Source organism: Mucilaginibacter sp. (genome assembly GCF_965277465.1).
GTDB lineage: Bacteria > Bacteroidota > Bacteroidia > Sphingobacteriales > Sphingobacteriaceae > Mucilaginibacter.
This window is the reverse complement of record NZ_CBDICW010000001.1, coordinates 1,605,596-1,623,677: the sequence shown is the minus strand read 5'-3', so window position 1 is coordinate 1,623,677 and position 18,082 is coordinate 1,605,596. Positions and strand designations below refer to the sequence as shown.

Sequence of the window (18,082 nt, the reverse complement as noted above, 5' to 3'; positions counted from 1 at the left end):
TTACGGTGTTGTAGTTATAACCTGAAAAGTAAATCGCAGGCAACTGTTAACAGGTATATTTGATTGTGTCCTATCACCATAAGCTAATGTTGATGGTATGATCAATGATATTTTTGTTCCTGCTACAGCAAAGTTTGACAATCCCTCTATAACTCCCGGTACCAGATCAGCAATTGTAAGCGTAGTTGAATTGGTGCCATTATAACTTCCGTCAAAAACAGTTCCGTTAAGCAACTGGCCGGTATAAGTAGCTGTAATTGTGCTACTTGATGTAATAGCATTGCTACCTGTACCATTTGTTAATACTTTATAATAATAGGTATTGCCCGGTAACAGTGTGCTTTGGACCGCCGTATAACCGGTTAAGCTATTGGCCGATAAAAAGTTTTTGATCACCTGATCATCGTATGCCGGGAATTTATCAATTAAATGCACATAATAATCAAGGCATTGGTTACCGGCTATCCTGGTGCTGGTATTGGTTTTACTACCTGTACCGTAACCATTAATACCATAAGCCAGGTGCGATGGTATCAGCACGCGCATACTTGCACCCTTATATTTTAAAACATTTTTTATAGCAAGCTCTAAACCTACAGGTAAATTATCTGATGCTATGTGGCCCAGGTAATCTTCAAAATGGTTACTTATCGTATCTGTAGATATATACTTACCATCAAAAGAACGGATAGTATATACATAGGAGATCATATCAGGATAATCAACAGGTGTACCGCCATTACCAGGTAAAATTATTTTATAGTAAATGCCGGTTGTGTCGCCGCCGTTTGAAGTATCCTTTTTCATACCGGTAATTCCATTGGCACTTATATAGTTTTCAATCTGCGTTTGATCAAATTGTTTAATAGTAGGTTCGTACTTATCCTTACGGCAAGATGCAAAACCAATGGCAGAAATTAATAAAAGAGTAAAAAGTCTTTGTTTCATTTGTTATTTAGTTGTTTTTAGCGGCTATGCCACTTTCATCACATTTTATTTTGCCTTGTATATGGTATTTTTGTGCTGATTCCTGTTAATTAGTTACGTTATATACCTTAATGGTAAAAATTAGTATGGCATGTGCAGGCAAACCTAAATTGGGCTGCGCATACGGCCCGTAAGCATACCTTGATGGCAGGTATATAGTTACTGTGCCGCCTTTTTTTACCTGAGGTATCCCCAGCTGCCAACCTAATATAACCGATCCTAACGTATAGGATGGGTGAAATTTATCAGTTTGCCCAAATACCTTACCGGTAGTTAACAAACTCCCCACATAACCAACCGTAACCTGTGTTGAGCTGGTGTACAAGTCGTTACCACTGCCTAAAGTATCTATTTTATAACATACTCCGCTGGTATCAACATGCAGCTCAGGTATCCCGTTGGTTTTTAAGTAATTGCTTACTATTTTATCATCAACGGCTGCCTGTGCCTTATAAATGGCAACGCCATCATTAGTTTTTTTACAACCTATAAAACACGCCGACAAAAGCAATAAAACTAACAGTATCCTGTTCATACGGTCATCAATTCAGTTTATTTGCCTCTTTTACCCTAAACACCCGCATATTTTAATAAATACACAATGCGGTTTCAATCGGCAAATTTATTCTTTTATAATTCAAAAACAGCAGCTTAACATTTTTTAACAATTAAATAGCCCCAGCACCTAAATAACAATGCAGTAAGTGTTAAACTTAGCACCTAAATAACGGTCATTTTATAATAAACGTGTGTGGATTGGCTGATAATGTTTACCTAAACCTATCTATGCATCAGACGCATAAATGACTTATAATTTTTCGGGCTTATAGCTAAGTGTTAGCTGGTTTATCTTTCTAAGTGTTTTGGTAAGATGTGCTTTATCTGTTTCACTGATGTGTGCATTTAAATAGTTATTAAACTGCTTTACCACAGCACGTGCCTGGTGGCGTTTCTCCTTGCCCAAATCAGTCAGGTAAATTTTTACCGAACGCTTATCGCCCTCGTTTGATTCCCGGTAAATAAGGCCCGATTTTTCTAACTGGCGCAGCATGCGGGATAGACTGGTTGATTTAAGCCCCAGCAATGCCGCCGCCTGCGATACGGTTGTACCTTCCTTTTCGTCGATATTGATAAGCAGGTAGCCAATTGACTGGGTTATGCCAAATTCTGTTACTAACTGGTTATAACGGTTAGCCACAGTTTGCCAAACTATTTTTAAAAAATAATCAATAGTTTCCTGGTGTTTTACACTGCTTTGCATATGGAGCAAACTTACAAGTTTTAGTTAATAATTATTTAAGCCGGGGTGTTTGGATAGTGTCAAAACAAATCTAAAAACCAAGCTTTGTATCATCACCACGCGGATCGGCACCGCCCTGGTAATAGCCATCTTTGGTTACTAAAATAGCATCAACGCGGCCTATGTTGCCATGGTTAACTATTTTATATCCCTTTTGCTGCAATTTAGTAGTTGCTACATTATCAATGGCATCTTTTTCTATTTCCACTTCATCGGGCAGCCATTGGCTATGGAAACGTTTTACAGTTACCGCTTGTTGCATATCAAGGTTAAAATCAATCACATTTAATATAGTTTGAAACACCGAAGTAATAATGGTTGAGCCGCCAGGCGTACCTACTACCATAAACAACTTGCCATCCTTTTCAATAATAGTAGGCGTCATGGATGATAGCATGCGTTTGCCCGGCTGTATGCTGTTGGCTTTGCCACCTATTAAACCAAACATATTAGGCACTCCCGGCTTGGCACTAAAATCGTCCATTTCGTTATTCAGTAAAAAGCCTGCGCCGCTTACAAATATTTTAGAGCCAAATGAATCATTCAGAGTGGTGGTAATGGCTACCGAGTTACCGTCCTTATCAACAATAGAGTAATGGGTGGTCTGGTCGCTTTCGTACCCAACAAATGATCCTGGCTTTATAGCAGTGCTGGGTGTAGCAGCATCCCAGTTAAAGCTCTTCATCCGCGAATCAATATAGGCCGGGTTCAGCAGGCTATCCACGGGTACTTTGTAAAAATCAGGATCGCCCAGGTATTTTGAACGGTCGGCATAAACCCTGCGTTCGGCTTCAACAATTAATTGCACGGTCGAATCGGCATTATGGCCCCACCTGTTTAACGGGTATTTTTCAACCGAGTGCAGCAATTGCAGCAAAGCAATCCCACCGCTTGATGGCGGCGGCATGGTAATGATTGTATAATTTTTGTATTTACCTGTTAGTGGCTTACGCCAAACGGAATGATAATTTTGCAGATCGGCCTTTGAAATAATGCCTTTGCCCTTGTTCATTTCTGTAACTAATTCGTCAGCTACTTTACCGGCATAAAAGCCATCGCGCCCCTTATCCCTTATCAGCTCCAATGTTTTGGCTAAATCTTCCTGAACAAAAAGGTCACCCTCTTTCCAGGCAACTTCTTTTATCATATAATTTTTACCCGGGTTCAGTTTCACAAACTCATTATGCTCAGATGTTAAGGCATGCGCCAGTTTTTTACTGATACTGAAACCATTTCGGGCAAGATCAATTGCCGGCTGTACCAGTTCGGCCCATTTTAGCTTACCATATTTATGATGTGCCTCAACCATTCCATCAACCGAGCCGGGCACGCCTGATGCCTGGTGAGTATATAAGCTCATATCCGGGATAACATTCCCGGCGCTATCCAGGTACATATTAGCCGATGCCGCGGCAGGTGCCTTTTCCCTAAAATCAAGCGTATTACTTTCTCCTTTACCTGAACGGTATACCATAAAACCACCACCCCCAATATTCCCGGCTTCCGGGTGGGTTACAGCTAATGCAAACTGAACGGCCACTGCAGCATCAACCGCATTACCCCCTTTTTTTAATATATCCAAACCAACCTGTGCCGCGTTAGGGGTTGCGCAAACCACCATCCCGCTGCGGAACTTTCCGTTATCCTGAGCGGATGCATAATTAAATAAAAAAACTACTGCAAGCAAGGTAAGGCCGGTTATTTTAAGGAGATATTTAAAGTATTGGGTTGATCTGTTTTTCAGGATGAATTGAGCTGTCATTATATTAGCGGGGTTAATTTTGTCTAATTTATCATATTTAGCATTGCAAGCATTATTTAACCTGATGATTTTTTAAAATACTTGTATATCTACCTCAAAAACAGCACTTGCTCCTTAAATATTTACAACTGACAATCAGCAAGTTGCCTGCAAAAAAACAGTCAATTGTAATTTAAATACCATAAAATATCATTTCCGCCGTTTATTTGCATGTACATATTAATGAAAATATTATCTGATATGTGTCAGTATAATTGTTTCATTTCCTTTAAAAACAGATATTTTAATGAAAAAATTAATTATTTACTCCTTTGTTTTAGCTTCATTTTTATTGATCAGCAAACGCTCAAGCGCACAGAGCTACCAAACAGCAGTAGGCTTAAAATTTGGCGGATATGAAAACGGTATCTCTGCTAAATTTTTCACAACAAGTGATGTTGCCATAGAAGGTATTTTAGGTTTCAGATCGCACGGTGCGGTACTAACCGGTTTATATGAAATACACCAGGAAGCTTTTGGTGTTAAGGAACTGAAGTTTTACTATGGCGCAGGTGCGCACATTGGTTCAGAAGGCAGCGGTGTTTACAAAAGGTTTAATGGTGATGATTATGTTTATAACAACAGCCATATCCTGCTTGGCGCCGATGGCGTTTTAGGTTTGGAATACCTTATCCCGCAATCGCCAATTGCTGTTAGTCTGGATCTTAACCCGAGGGTTGAATTAGCTACCGGACCATTTTTTGATATTGCACCAGGTTTAGGTATTAAATATGCTTTTTAAGTAAACAGCATTTATTTACAAAGCCCCGGCACATGCCGGGGCTTTTTTGTTTTATCAAGATTCCCTAATTTTCTATTATGGTAATCATCTTAATATAATAACCTTGGTATTATAGCTTTTTGTTCCGAGTTGTATCTTTAATACATACCCCCCCGGCTGCTGGTGCGATACATTAAGTACCATGCTGAAGTTTCCTGCCGTTATAGATTGCTTGTTGGTATATACTACCTGCCCGGCTGCATTTACCAGCGACATTGCCAGGTCCTCATTAGTTTTAGCCGCAAACACAATATTAAGCTCGCTGCTTGCCGGAACAGGGAAAACAACCAAACCTATACCGGTATTACTGCCACCACTATTTGAGGTTGATACGTAAACATAATTATCAGATAATAACTGGCAACCCGTTGCCAGGGTTACCCCTACCTGGTAATTACCGCTTTGCTTTGGCGAATAGGTAACACCCGTTGCACCGCTAATAGCTTTCCCATTTAAATACCACTGGTTATTCGAGGCGAAACTGGATGTTAAAACCGTTCCGTTTTGGGTAATGGTAAGCTTGGTGAGGGTTACAGGCAGCCTTGTGGCTGATGCGCAACCGGCACTTTTAACCTTAACATCGTACAGGTAATAATAAAAGTTTTTATAATAAGCCGTGTCGGTACCTGATGTGGCCCCATTGCCTATAATGCTGAATATATTACCAATGGTAAACGGATACCCTGTTACCCCGGTATTGTTGCGGTAAATAGTAGCAGTACTATCATAAGCTATGTTAATGGTATAAACACCTGCGGCAGGTAACAATAAATTGAGGTTGTAAACTGCACCCTGGTCGTTAGGATCATCGGCTTGTACACCTGCTGCCGGGCTTGTTCGCGTAGCCAGTGCATTAATGGTATTTGACGATACGATCTCGCCATTGCCGTTAGCAACCGTAAAACTTATTTTTCCCGAATTGCCAATATACAGCCTTGCGCTTTGGATTATGACAGGAATTTGCGTATTTACAGTGATATAAGGTGTAAACTGGTTATAACTGCCCCCGCTAAACACATTTTTTGTTGCAGGGCCAGCTGTCCCGGTAAAATCATTGAGCCCTGCGTAATAGGTATTATTAACCGGGGCCACAGCAACCGATGCCGGCGAGCCATAGGCAATTGGCAAAGCATCCCCAATGTTCTGGTACCACAGCAACTCACCATCGCCAGATCCTGATAACTGGTATTGTTTGCTATCGGTACAATAATAAGCAGCAAGCCCACTTGCGGATGGTGGTAAATTAATAGCAATGGTAGCCGAAGCCTGGTTATTGGTAGTAACCATATCGCCGCTTAAATTGGTGGTGGCTGTAATTTTATAGGTTGCCCCGGCAATGGCATTAAATGTGTTGTTCAACGTAAAATTATCCAGTGCTAATGAAGTGAGTGTGCCAGTGTAGGTTTGGGTTAATGTAGTAACAGAATTATCCGGAGCGGTTATGGTAACCGTTACCGGGAAATTACTTACATCGGCACTGCCAAAATTCTTTAGCCGTACCGAAACCTGCGTAGCTGATGAACATGCCCCGGTTGAATCCGGACTAACAATGGCAATTACGCCAACATCGGTAGTGGTTTGTATAAATTGTACCCGATAATCCTGTGTTTCGCCTTTGGCATAAGTACCGCAGGGTTTTATAGCCGATGTATCGCTGGTTTCGGTCAATACCACTCTCATTAAACTATAATTACCTGCAACAACAGTTGTGGGTATTGTGATATTGGTAGTATAAGTACCCGTAGCATTGATAATGCCGGTAGTAGCTACTAATTCGTTGGCATCAAAAACATTGTTGCCGTTCCAGTCGATATATACTTTTGCAGCCTTGTTAAAATTTGCGCCGCAGGTACCAAGCGTAAGGCTTAAAGGGTATGTTTTACCCTGCTCCAATTGTGCAGTAAGATCTGTATGGTCAGAATAAGTAGTACATCCCGCGGATGCGGTATAATTTAAATTAGCCAGCGTTACCTTATTAACCTTTGAGTCGGCATTTGATAATGGTGCCGATGTGCAATAGGCCTGCCCGCCAACGCCCGTCACTATCAGCGAATAGTCCTGTGTTGTGGCAAGTAATGTCCCTTTATGGGTTATAGTTATGGTATAAGATTTACCGCTCACTGTACCGGGGATATAAACCTGTTCAATATTGTCTAAAATATTATCGCCCGTTTTTGCCGCTGCCGATGGGTTTGAAGTATCCAGTATCCAGGGCATAAAAGTATTGGTGCCATCACTTACGCGGATGTCCAGGTCATTAATAAGCTTTGGGGTACGGCTGTTTATCGTTCCTTCGGCGGTAGGCGTTCCGGGCGGGTCAGTCCATGATATGGTAGCCATCAGCGGCCCATCGCCTGATGATATTACATTGAAGATTTGCTTTTGCCCCTGTGCCAATGTATTTTCTTTAATAATGCTTTTGCCGCCGTTATTGGTTATGGCTTGTGCAGCCTTGTTCATATTGAGCAATCCCCAGCCATAAATATAATCAGGACCAGTATTCCCGGCATCAAAAGCGGTATGGCAGGCCAGGCCTTTAAGCGTTGCCGCTTTCATAAACACATTGTTTTTTTGCGAATAGTATTCCTGCAGCAAATACAACGACCCCGTTACATTAGGGGCAGACATGGAAGTGCCTGATAGGGTAATATAAGAAGCAGTACCGCTGCTGCCTGTTGATAATACATCCAATCCATCCCCAACAATATCCGGCTTGATCCGGCCATCATCTGTTGGGCCCCAGCTGCTGAAATAAGTTATGCTGATGTCTTTACTATTTGCCGGGCCATAAGGCAGCGGATTTACGGCCCCCACCGTGAGTATATTTTTTGCGTTTGCTGTTGTGCTGATCACATCATAGCCGTTATTGTTGCTAATGGTTGCCGGTCTTGCTCCTTTATCAACAAAGGTTTGGTCGGTAGCACTTTTAAAGCCATAATAATCCGTACCTACGGTTGGCCCGGTTTCCCCGCGGCTGTTCCCTGCCGACTCAACTATTAAGTAATAGGGTGCATTAAAGGCAATTTTATCCCACGATTGTGTTCTGGAACCATAAAACCCGAAGTTATAATCAACCGTATCGCCAGGTAAGCCATACCAATCCCAATGATTACCGGTATCATCAAAACTCCATCCGGCAGCATCACCATATGAATGATTGGACAACAATAAGCCCGCTGCTGCAGCGCTCATTTTGGTTACGTCGTTATCAAACTCGTACGATTGCAGCGTGGTGGCACCAAATGACATTCCTTTAGCCGGGGCATAAACGCCTTTGGCTATCATGGTACCTGCCACATGAGTAGCATGATCTATCACCGCCGAGCTGGCATCATGCAGCGTTATAGTTTTACCTGCAAATTCCTGGTGCGCTGTGTATACCGAGCCGCCATCCCAAATGCCTAATTTGTTATTTAATACAGTACTTGATCCGGAAAGATTTAATCCTAATGCGCCCCCGGGCTGTACCGTGTTGGTACCTGTTGTTGCGGCTGCCATGGTATTGTTATCTGTTTTAAGGTAGATAGGAAAGCCCAGGCTATTAACCCCCTGCAACAAAACTACACCCCCTTTTTTTGTTTGGCGACGAATTTCCCAGCCTTTGCTTTTAGCCAGCGCCAATGCCTTTTGATGACTTAAAACATATTTGCTGCTTTGCTGGGCAGAAAGATCGGCCAATGCTTTTTTCTTATTATCATTGACCGGAATTTGTTGCGCAAAAACAATGTTGGCATTACACAGCAATAAAAATAAACCAACTATAGCTGTGTAAAATCTCGTCATACGCCGTTGTAACCTACCCGTTTAAATATTGTATTTTCCGTTAAAACAAGTTAACGCAATTTATGTCGCATTATAAAATTTGTTTTGACCGAAATTGACATACTTTAAGCACTTTACATACGTAATTTTCAAATAAACCGGATCTGGAAAAGCAACATACCCGCCCTTAAACCATCTTCATTTGGTTGGCATCCCAGTGCATCACTTTGTTTTGAAAATAGCTTTCGTTACAGGCCAGTGCAGGGGCCGCAGCCCTGAAACCAAATACCGCATCTTCAACAATGGGCTTGCCGTTGCGTATGGCATCCATAAAGTTGGCAAAGTGATCATTTGATGCATTGTAGCCCTGCGGTGCGCTATAAGTTACATCCGGTATGTTCTGGCTTTGCTGATCGGCAGCTGAATATTTTTTGTTATAATTATCCAACAGCTGCTTTTGCATAGCCTCGGGATAGGTATATAAGGAATCCCATCCGCCAATACCCGGCGCTTTGGTTAGTTTATTTTTATGGATGGTAAAGCCATCGCCCTCGCCAAACAGATCTATCACCCCTTCTGATCCGATGATCTTGGTTGATGTGCGCTCTCCTTCGCCGCTTATAAAGTTAACGCGCAAGTTAGCCTGGAAAGCCGGGTGCTCCTTAGTTTCAGGGTATTCAATTACGGCGCTCATTACATCGGGCACGTTACGCCCATCTTTCCAGTAATAAGTACCGCCAATAGCAAATATTTTATCCGGCCCTTTTGAATCAGTAAGGAAATGGATACCGGTTAACAGGTGCACAAACAGATCACCCGCTACACCTGTGCCGTATTCACGGTAGTTGCGCCACCTGAAGAACCTGTTATTTTCATAGGGCAGTTTCATTTTTTCATTAGCCTGAAAACGGTCCCAGGCCACGGTTTGTTCCGATGCATCAAGGGGGATGGTATATTGCCATGCACCCAAGGCACTTTGCCGGTTGAATGAAGCCTCAATAGAGTTGATCTGTCCTATGGCCCCTGCCTGGTAAAGTTCCTTAGCTTTTTGAAACGCAATACTGCTGATGCGCTGGCTACCCACCTGGAACTTTGCTTGTGTATCCTGCTGTACCTTTATCTCGTTCAATCCTTCGCCAATATAATGCACCATTGGCTTTTCGCTGTAAACTGCTTTCCCTTTGTGCATGGCAGCTATGGCAATGGTACTATGCCAATTATCACTGGTGGCAATAATTACGGCATCAACATCCTTACGGTCAAGTATCACCCTGTAATCATCCGTAGTAAAAATGTTTGCGCCAAAAACCTCTTTTGCTCTTTGCAGCCGCCCTTTATACAGATCGCAGCAGGCTACTAACTCCACACCCGGGCAGGTAAGCGCGGCGCGGGTATCATTAAAGCCCATTATCCCCATACCTATGGTAGCAATCCTGATTTTATCATTGGCACTTACCCGCTTTTCGGCCTGTAAGATCCTTCGTTCATGCTCTTCCATAGCTGCAAAGCTTGAAAGTGAGGCCGAGGTTAGCACAATGGTACTACCCAACTGTTTTAAAAATCGTCTGCGATCAGATGACATAACTGTAGGTTTAAATAAATGAAAATTATAATTGGTTATTGCCTTACCGGAGTTTGCAGGCGCAAAAGCGGGCAGGACTTATATTGAGCAATATATAAATAATCAACAGCAATTCAAACCATTAGATTTTTGTTCGGCGGATAAAAATCTACCAAACATGCTGAGGTAATGTCATTTTTATATTTTTTTTATTGACCAGTTGTTCCGATGGAATAGCGGGACATAGGTACACCACCTAAACGCCAATTCCTACAGCTTCATTATTTATCCAGCCGTTTCAGCATAAATTCCAGTTCAGCTTTATCGGGCAGTGTTTCGCTTTGGGCTGTTTTATCAAATACCATGGTACGGTTTTCCTTTGCATTATACCTGTACCATAAGGGCAAACCTGTACCATTTGGGTTGCCGCTGGTAATAAAATTAACCCAATAGGTCGACATCATTTTTGCCAGCTCATTATCCACAGGCTGCCACGGGCGATTCAAAAACTTCAGGTTATCCATTACATAAGCCACCTCGCCAGTATGGAAAGCTCCATATTTTACGTAATCGGCAGTAGCAGGCAGCTTATGATCAAAATTATAAAGATAAACAGGTGCCTTGCTCTTTACACTATGCAAACCCGCCCATTTATAGGCTGATATAGCAAACGTCATATCGCGGCTTATTTTAATCTGCGATTGTTTAGCCTCGGCATCTGTTGCTGCCGGGTAAAGCTTTAAAAACGTATCAGCTTCGGCACCATATTGCTCCTTTGCCTGTTTAATAAAGTCTTCCTTATTTTTAAATGATCCTATAAGTGCATCATCAGCGTTCCAGCCGGTCATTAACGCTACATCGTTCTCCTTGTTTTCGGCAAATATCTGCGGCACTGGCTCAGGCAATATGTACCCATCAGTAATGGGGAAATATTTGCCGGCAAACTTCATCAGTTCTGCCGCCGGCATTGCTCTTAATTCTTTTAACGAGGCTGCATGTACCGATTCCGCCAGTTTTACACCCTGGTGCTCGGCTTCGGCTAAGCTTATTGTTGGCCTTAAAGCTGATACCAATTGCGAACCGCTCTCGGCAATGGCCCTGTTGAATAATCCTTTTGCCAAAGGCGATGCAACCAAACAATTTACACTCATTGCCCCTGCCGATTGCCCAGCAACGGTTACATTATCAGGATCGCCGCCAAAGGCTGCAATATTTTTCTTTACCCATTTCAGCGCAGCTATCTGATCCATCAGGGCATAATTGCCTGATGCTTTATTGGGCGATTCTTTAGTTAATGCAGGATGGACCAGGTAGCCAAAAGCCCCAACCCTGTAAGGTATTGATACAAAAATAATCCCCTTATTAGCCAGCGATTCACCATCATAAATGGGTACTGCTGTACCGCCGCTTACAAAACCACCACCATATATCCAAACAAAAACCGGCTTTTTAGCTCCCTGGTTAGCTTTTGTCCATACGTTAAGATAAAGGCAATCTTCACTTATGGGTTTTTCGGGGATCAGAAATTCGGGCGTATAAACCATAAAGGCAACCGGCTTGTTCTGCATAGGGCTGGGGCCAAAGGCATCGCATTTTTTTACACCCTGCCAGGGCTTTACCGGCTGCGGCGCTTTCCAGCGCAAATCACCAACCGGGGGTGCCGCAAACGGGATTCCCTTAAAGGCAACTACCTCACTGGCGGTACTCCTAACACCCGATATAGTACCAGATGCTATCTGCACCGTATCTGCCGTTCTAACAGTTTTTTTCTGTGCATTAAATGAATAAAACAAGATGGAGGAGCTTGCCAAAATGGAGCAAACAACTGTTACTGATAATTTTTTCATGAAGGTTGGTTTATAATGTGTCGCGCTGACGCAATATAATAATTAATAAATGATGATTTTATAGCTAATAACTTTTTAATATTATTTAAAAAGTATAATTTGCACATTAATATCCCTGCTCACCAACCAATTGTAACCATTTATGAAAAAACTGATTCTTTCACTATCCTGCTGCTTTATAACTTTTTTGGCACTTGGCCAAGTCAACAAAAGCGCTTTGGCCATTATACCCGAGCCTGTAAAAACTATAATAAAACCGGGCGTTTTCAATTTACCTAAAGTTGTTAGCATACAGGCCAGTTCAAAGGCCGATATGCTGCCGGTAACAGGTTACCTTAAAGCTAAGCTAACTGCATCAACAGGTGCAATGGTGGTAATAAAAAATACCGTAGCAGCACCTGCAACCATTAAGCTGATACTTAATACTAAGCCTGACGCAGAGTTAGGCAAAGAAGGCTATCATTTAACCGTGGGGCTTAAAGGCATTGTTATAAAAGCTAATGAACCAGCCGGATTATTTTATGGGATACAAACCCTGGTGCAGCTGTTCCCTAAGGAAATTGAGAGCACAGAAGTTCAGCATATAAAATGGACGGTGCCTTGTGTGGATATTACCGATTACCCAAGGTTTGCATGGCGGGGCTTAATGTTTGATGTATCGCGCCATTTCTTTACCAAGGCCGAGGTAAAACAATACATCGACCAAATGGTGCGCTACAAGTTTAACCTGCTGCACATGCACCTTACCGATGATGAGGGCTGGCGCATTGAAATTAAAAGCCTGCCCCGTTTAACAACCGTAGGCGCCTATAATGTTAAAAAGGTAGGTGAGTTTGGGAATTTTTCGGCCCCGACGCCTGATGAGCCGCGTACCTATGGCGGTTTTTATACCCAGGATGATATTAAAGAACTGGTACAATATGCAAAAGCACATTTTGTAAATATTATGCCCGAAATAGATGTACCCGGCCATAGCCTTGCGGCAGTGGTTGCTTATCCCGAATTATCGTGCACCGCAGGTGCTGATAAATACCAGGTACGTTCGGGCGAGCACATGATGGATTTTGGATCAGGTGGTATTAAGGCTTTGGTTGATAATACCTTAAACCCATCAAGCGAAAAAACTTACGCTTTTTTAGATAAGGTATTAACCGAAGTAGCCCAGTTGTTCCCATTCGGATATATCCACATGGGTGGCGACGAATGTGCCAAAAACTTTTGGGCGCAAAGCGATTCGGTAAAAGCACTGATGCAAAGAGAGAATTTAAAAACAATGGAAGAGGTGCAAAGCTATTTTGAAAAACGCCTTGAAAAAATTGTGGAATCAAAAGGTAAAAAGTTTATGGGCTGGGATGAGATCATTGAAGGTGGCCTTGGACCAAATGCGGCAGTAATGAGCTGGCGCGGCATACAGGGCGGCATAACCGCTGCAAAGCTTGGCCACGAAGTGGTGATGAGCCCAACTACCTTTGCTTATCTTGATTATATGCAAAGCGACCGTGTAATGGAACCACATGTGTATGCTACGCTGCGCTTAAGCAAATCGTACCAGTTTGAGCCGGTGCCTGATAGCGTGGATTCAAAATTGATATTAGGCGGACAGGCTAATTTATGGACCGAGCAGGTATTTACCATGCGCCAGGTTGAGTACATGACCTGGCCACGTGGCTTTGCCATTGCCGAGTCTGTATGGTCGCCGAAGGATAAAAAGAACTGGAATACTTTTTATCCAAGGGTTGAAAAACATTTTGCCCGATTTAATGAAGCCGAGATTAAATATGCACCAAGTGTATATGATCCAAGCTTTAACCAAACCATGGGTGCCGATAGTTTATTAAGGGTTACACTTACTAACGAGATCCCTAACCTTGATATTTACTACAGCTTTGACAACTCGTATCCCGACAGATTTTACCCAAAATACACTGAACCTTTAATAGTACCTAAAGATGCTACCCAGTTAAAGGTGATCACTTACAGAGGTAAAGATCCTATTGGCCGCATGATCAGCATGCCGATTACAGAGTTAAAGAGAAGATTAAGAAGAAATTAACAGCCAGTCAGATTTTAAATGATAGCCCGGAATAATTAAGCATTGTGCCTGATTAGCCGGGCTATTATTATTTGTAGCTATTACCCCTACCTTCGCGTTACAGCGTTATTACAACCCCGTCAGCTAAAAACTGCGCTTTGGCAGTATATGAAAAGGTATCTGTTTGCGCAACATTCCCGGTAGTTTTGTCAACCAGATTAACCACACCCGATATTTTTTCAGCATCAACAGTTAGCGTAACATAGCCATGACTTTTATCATCGCCATACATCAGTTCTGCTCCTGTTTTGTCATCGATATCCCCGGCACCTGCTGTTAAATTATGCAAGTGATAATAGCCTCCGTTTCCTGCTACCAAAAAAGGGGTTGGTACATCCGGCATAATTTTTTTCTCTATCCGTTGGATGTTGTGAACATGGGCTGATAAAACCATATTGGGTACCCTTCTTGAATCATTAATAGCATGCTGTACGGCATCAGCCATTGAAGGGCTGCCGCTATGATGATCATCAAACGAGTAAATAGGATGATGAAGGCTTACAATAAGGGCCTTATCTTTTGCAGCGGTATTTAATTCGTTAGTGAGCCATTGCTGCTGGACAGAATCAATAGAGCCATGTTCGGGCACGTTGGTATACATACCCACTATAGTAACAAACGGACAAATCAAAGTATAATAAACGTTAGGCAAAGACATGGTTACCCGTGGTTCATCTTTTGATACCGGGTCAACATGCGGGGTTGCTGTCATAAAATACGCGACCCAACCATCCAATGAGGTTTGGGTATTATCTATTGGATCTCCATCATGATTACCCGGAATAGCGAATATCGGAGCATCGTAATGGTTATAGGGCTCATAAAACTGATCATAATATTTATTTATTTCGCCATTATAATAAACCACATCGCCTAAATGATAAAAAAACGAGGGAGTGTTACCATCAGGGTTAAGCAGATCGCGTTTCATGGCTGCTGCTACCATAGCCTGATAATCCGGCGTTTTTATACCACCTGTATCACCAACTGTATGAAACACAATTTTTTTGGCAGTTTGAGCCTTTTGAATAATGCCTGGTATTGCGGCTTCAATATCATAATGATAAGGCGGTTCGCCCAGTGGTGCCGGTAGCGGCTGAAAGCGTTGTGTGCGGTGTGTAAGCGGCGATAACGGCTGTATACCCGTATGCGCCTGCGATTCTTTCGGTTTTGGCCGGGCTGCTACCTGGCCCTGGATAAGGGTGTTTTTCATGATTGGATAATTAATGGTTTAGCTAACTAATTGATTTTAAAACAGTGCTTTAACAAGTATATGTATTGGTTATTTACACCTTATTAAGCCTCCTTTATTTTATTGTTATGAATTTTGATAAGCATAAAATCCCGCAGGTTGAAACCTGCGGGATTTTATCTTAAAAAATGCGGATGATAAAATAAACACCGCAAAATAACGGCCTGTTCTCGCCGCCATGATTATGATTTCCGTCGCTATCAATTCCTAAGCGCATCATAAATTGGTCCTGCCTTCCAGGCCCCCTGTCATAATTTATTTCTCCCGGCTGATACCCCCCAAATTTATTAGTTGCGCCGCCATGACTATGCTGGCCTTGGTCGGGGATGGTATTATTACCGCCATAAGCACATACTGCCGAAGAAGGCGAAACGCCCATTAAAAACCGGTTATCAACCAGGTTGGGCAGGCGTTGATCATTAAATGGCGACTGGTTATTATGAATAAGCCGGCCATCACATGGCTGCCAGTTTGCCGGGAGATGATCCAGGCTGCCAACAAAAGGTAAAATAGCGCCAACCGGAACAGGTACAGGGGCTAAAAATTCTGATTGTTCAATTATAAAGTTCATCTGATTTAAGTTTTTTAAAAAGGCAGTGCATTAATTTATTTTTACATAATAATAAGTTGAAACATTTTTTGGGCGGGTTTCAGCACCGCCGAAAGGCTGAACAGATACAACCACATTATGATCGCCAAAATTTGGATCACTGTTCCATTTATCGCCACCACCACTAACATCGTGCGTGTTATTCGAGCCGCTCACAGAGCCATTAATGTGGCCGCTGGCACTATGAGCATGCAGCCTGAAGGTATCGCCCTGGTATTCTCCAGCTTTTCTATTGCTGTTCGGGTCGTCCTCATCTGCAGCGCTTACTACAAGGGCCGGCTGGCCAATACTGTAAATGGTATTTAATCCCCTTATAAATCGCCCGCGCAAATCAGGGGCATTTGTAAGTCCTGTTTGTTTTGAAAGTTCTGAGTTAGCAATACTGCGTCCATCAGCAGGGATCCATACAGAGGTGTGCGGATTAATTACAGTTGGATCGCCTGTAATTTTAATCAGGTGATCATAATCAAGAACCGATGCAATTACAGTTCCTAAAATTTGAGAATTATTGGGCATAACATTTTGATTTTTAGCCTACTCTAAATCCGTTTTCGGCTTTCCCGGTTATAGGTTGTATAAAAAGTTTTTGAATAAACGCTGTTACTTTACAGCAGCCGCTGCCTTGTTAAAGCCATAAGGCAATACGCCTATCCCTAAGCCCCAGATAACGGTGCTAAGGTTTGACAGATCGACCGTTTTATTGGGATTACCAAAGTAGGTATACATAAAAAATGTAGTTAAGCACACCCCGGTTAAAAGAGCAACCAGCCCTGTTAAAAATGCAATGAAACGGCTAACACTTTGTGGCGGATCGGGAGCAGCTAACACGGCTGCCGGTACATCCTTTTCGGCTAACAGGTCGGATAGTTTAGTATCCGATTTTTTAAGTTTAAAGGTGGTAATCATTAAAACCAACAGGAAAAATATAGGCGGCAGAAATGCGATCCATGTTTCGGTAATAGTTGGATGGGTTTCGGATGGCTGCGCTGCGGCCAGGCAGCTGATGGGGCTAATTAAAGCTATCGCTATTAAAATGGTTTTAGGTTTCATACGTCCATTGATTTAAATTGTGGTGTTAATTCAAATCTCAGCATGCAAAAGCGTTTACCTCACCGTAAAATCTCCCAATTTTGCAGGGTGATTTTACGGTATTAAAAAAGGCCTAAATACATTGGAAATGTGCTGGTTAATACGGAATTTAGGGGAACTTAAAAACCTTAAAACTATGACAAATCAAACAAACACCAACTGGTCTATCAAAGGAAAAAAATTTAATCCTAATGACCCTGACAATCCGACTCCAGGCATGGACTTAACTATCCCAGAAACAAATCCATGTATAGTTATGCCTGATCACAGTGGAGCTTTTGGAACACCAATTGATGCTGATTTAGCAGTGCGTTTCATTTATAATTTCTATATGAAATTCTCTACTATATTCCATCCTTCACATGCTGAAGATTTTAAAGAATCTCTTGACAAATTAAGTACTGATGAATTAAAAGACATAGCTTTAAAAGCTAAAGAGTTTCATCAAGATGTAGTAAATCTGAATTATGGAATGACGCTGGATAAAAATATAGCTTCCAAAATATTAAGTCAACCGGGTTGTGAAGGACTTAGGTTTTATTTATGTGCTAAAGCTGATGAAAATGTATCCTTAGTAGTATTGGGGGTAGATTGTGAAGGATTTGATCTTAATTATAAAACTGGTAGCAACACAATCTATAGCGAAAATGATAACAATGATGGTGTATTACCTCAAAAGCCGGGAGCCCGTACTTTGCAAAGCGTAGCAATGAACTCTTTAATAGGTGAATATGTTACACCACCTTACACTATATTATTAGAAGATATGCCGCTTTTAAATAGTAATGCAGAATTAAAAACAGCTGATACTGAAAATGATGGCCTTGACCGTTTTGTTTTGTTAAACATAGCTACCCAACCAATTAAAATTTAATAATTATTGGTAAAAACACTTTAAAATTTGCATAATATTTTAAGTAGGTTAATAATTAATTGTAATTTAAGTGCTTAATATTCAATGTATTTAAGTTACATAATTACAATTAACCTACTTATCATT

At 41.9% G+C, this 18,082-nt stretch carries 14 protein-coding genes; 3 read left to right on the top strand and 11 right to left on the bottom strand.

What is annotated here, in order from left to right:
• The 4 genes from ACQY4U_RS07385 to ggt form a co-directional block, all read right to left on the bottom strand.
• Complete coding sequence (locus ACQY4U_RS07385) at nucleotides 1-948, bottom strand: FKBP-type peptidyl-prolyl cis-trans isomerase (RefSeq protein WP_428328749.1); 948 nt, start codon at nucleotides 946-948, stop codon at nucleotides 1-3.
• Nucleotides 949-1,033: 85 nt separating this feature from the next.
• Entirely contained in the window at nucleotides 1,034-1,522 is a 489-nt protein-coding gene (locus tag ACQY4U_RS07380) for an FKBP-type peptidyl-prolyl cis-trans isomerase (RefSeq protein ID WP_428328748.1), read from the bottom strand.
• A gap of 273 nt (nucleotides 1,523-1,795) precedes the next feature.
• On the bottom strand, nucleotides 1,796-2,248 hold the full coding sequence (locus ACQY4U_RS07375; protein ID WP_428328747.1) for a MarR family winged helix-turn-helix transcriptional regulator: 453 nt from the start codon (nucleotides 2,246-2,248) through the stop codon (nucleotides 1,796-1,798).
• A gap of 70 nt (nucleotides 2,249-2,318) precedes the next feature.
• Nucleotides 2,319-4,049, bottom strand: a complete 1,731-nt coding sequence (gene ggt / locus ACQY4U_RS07370) for a gamma-glutamyltransferase (RefSeq protein ID WP_428328746.1) — start codon at nucleotides 4,047-4,049, stop codon at nucleotides 2,319-2,321.
• 286 nt (nucleotides 4,050-4,335) lie between these two features.
• Between ggt and ACQY4U_RS07365 the strand changes: the two genes are divergently transcribed.
• Nucleotides 4,336-4,830, top strand: a complete 495-nt coding sequence (locus ACQY4U_RS07365; protein WP_428328745.1) for a hypothetical protein — start codon at nucleotides 4,336-4,338, stop codon at nucleotides 4,828-4,830.
• Between the two features lie 84 nt (nucleotides 4,831-4,914).
• Here the strand turns inward: ACQY4U_RS07365 and ACQY4U_RS07360 are convergent, their stop codons facing one another.
• From ACQY4U_RS07360 to ACQY4U_RS07350, 3 genes are all read right to left on the bottom strand, one after another.
• The gene (locus ACQY4U_RS07360) at nucleotides 4,915-8,652 is read right to left on the bottom strand and encodes a S8 family serine peptidase (RefSeq protein WP_428328744.1); all 3,738 of its coding nucleotides are present in this window, start codon (nucleotides 8,650-8,652) and stop codon (nucleotides 4,915-4,917) included.
• 166 nt (nucleotides 8,653-8,818) lie between these two features.
• Complete coding sequence (locus ACQY4U_RS07355) at nucleotides 8,819-10,213, bottom strand: Gfo/Idh/MocA family oxidoreductase (protein WP_428328743.1); 1,395 nt, start codon at nucleotides 10,211-10,213, stop codon at nucleotides 8,819-8,821.
• 260 nt (nucleotides 10,214-10,473) lie between these two features.
• Complete coding sequence (locus ACQY4U_RS07350) at nucleotides 10,474-12,039, bottom strand: carboxylesterase/lipase family protein (protein WP_428328742.1); 1,566 nt, start codon at nucleotides 12,037-12,039, stop codon at nucleotides 10,474-10,476.
• Nucleotides 12,040-12,181: 142 nt separating this feature from the next.
• Here ACQY4U_RS07350 and ACQY4U_RS07345 point away from each other — a divergent pair, with 142 nt between their 5' ends.
• Nucleotides 12,182-14,092, top strand: a complete 1,911-nt coding sequence (locus tag ACQY4U_RS07345; RefSeq protein WP_428328741.1) for a beta-N-acetylhexosaminidase — start codon at nucleotides 12,182-12,184, stop codon at nucleotides 14,090-14,092.
• A gap of 97 nt (nucleotides 14,093-14,189) precedes the next feature.
• Here the strand turns inward: ACQY4U_RS07345 and ACQY4U_RS07340 are convergent, their stop codons facing one another.
• From ACQY4U_RS07340 to ACQY4U_RS07325, 4 genes are all read right to left on the bottom strand, one after another.
• Complete coding sequence (locus ACQY4U_RS07340) at nucleotides 14,190-15,344, bottom strand: metallophosphoesterase family protein (protein WP_428328740.1); 1,155 nt, start codon at nucleotides 15,342-15,344, stop codon at nucleotides 14,190-14,192.
• A 160-nt stretch (nucleotides 15,345-15,504) separates the two neighbouring features.
• The gene (locus tag ACQY4U_RS07335) at nucleotides 15,505-15,954 is read right to left on the bottom strand and encodes a hypothetical protein (RefSeq protein WP_428328739.1); all 450 of its coding nucleotides are present in this window, start codon (nucleotides 15,952-15,954) and stop codon (nucleotides 15,505-15,507) included.
• Between the two features lie 30 nt (nucleotides 15,955-15,984).
• A complete protein-coding gene (locus ACQY4U_RS07330) occupies nucleotides 15,985-16,509 on the bottom strand; it encodes a hypothetical protein (RefSeq protein ID WP_428328738.1) in 525 nt (174 codons plus the stop codon).
• An 84-nt stretch (nucleotides 16,510-16,593) separates the two neighbouring features.
• The gene (locus tag ACQY4U_RS07325; RefSeq protein ID WP_428328737.1) at nucleotides 16,594-17,043 is read right to left on the bottom strand and encodes a hypothetical protein; all 450 of its coding nucleotides are present in this window, start codon (nucleotides 17,041-17,043) and stop codon (nucleotides 16,594-16,596) included.
• A gap of 175 nt (nucleotides 17,044-17,218) precedes the next feature.
• Between ACQY4U_RS07325 and ACQY4U_RS07320 the strand changes: the two genes are divergently transcribed.
• Nucleotides 17,219-17,956 carry a hypothetical protein gene (locus ACQY4U_RS07320; RefSeq protein WP_428328736.1) on the top strand — a complete coding sequence of 246 codons (738 nt, stop codon included), beginning with the start codon at nucleotides 17,219-17,221 and terminating at the stop codon, nucleotides 17,954-17,956.
• Nucleotides 17,957-18,082: the final 126 nt, after the last annotated feature.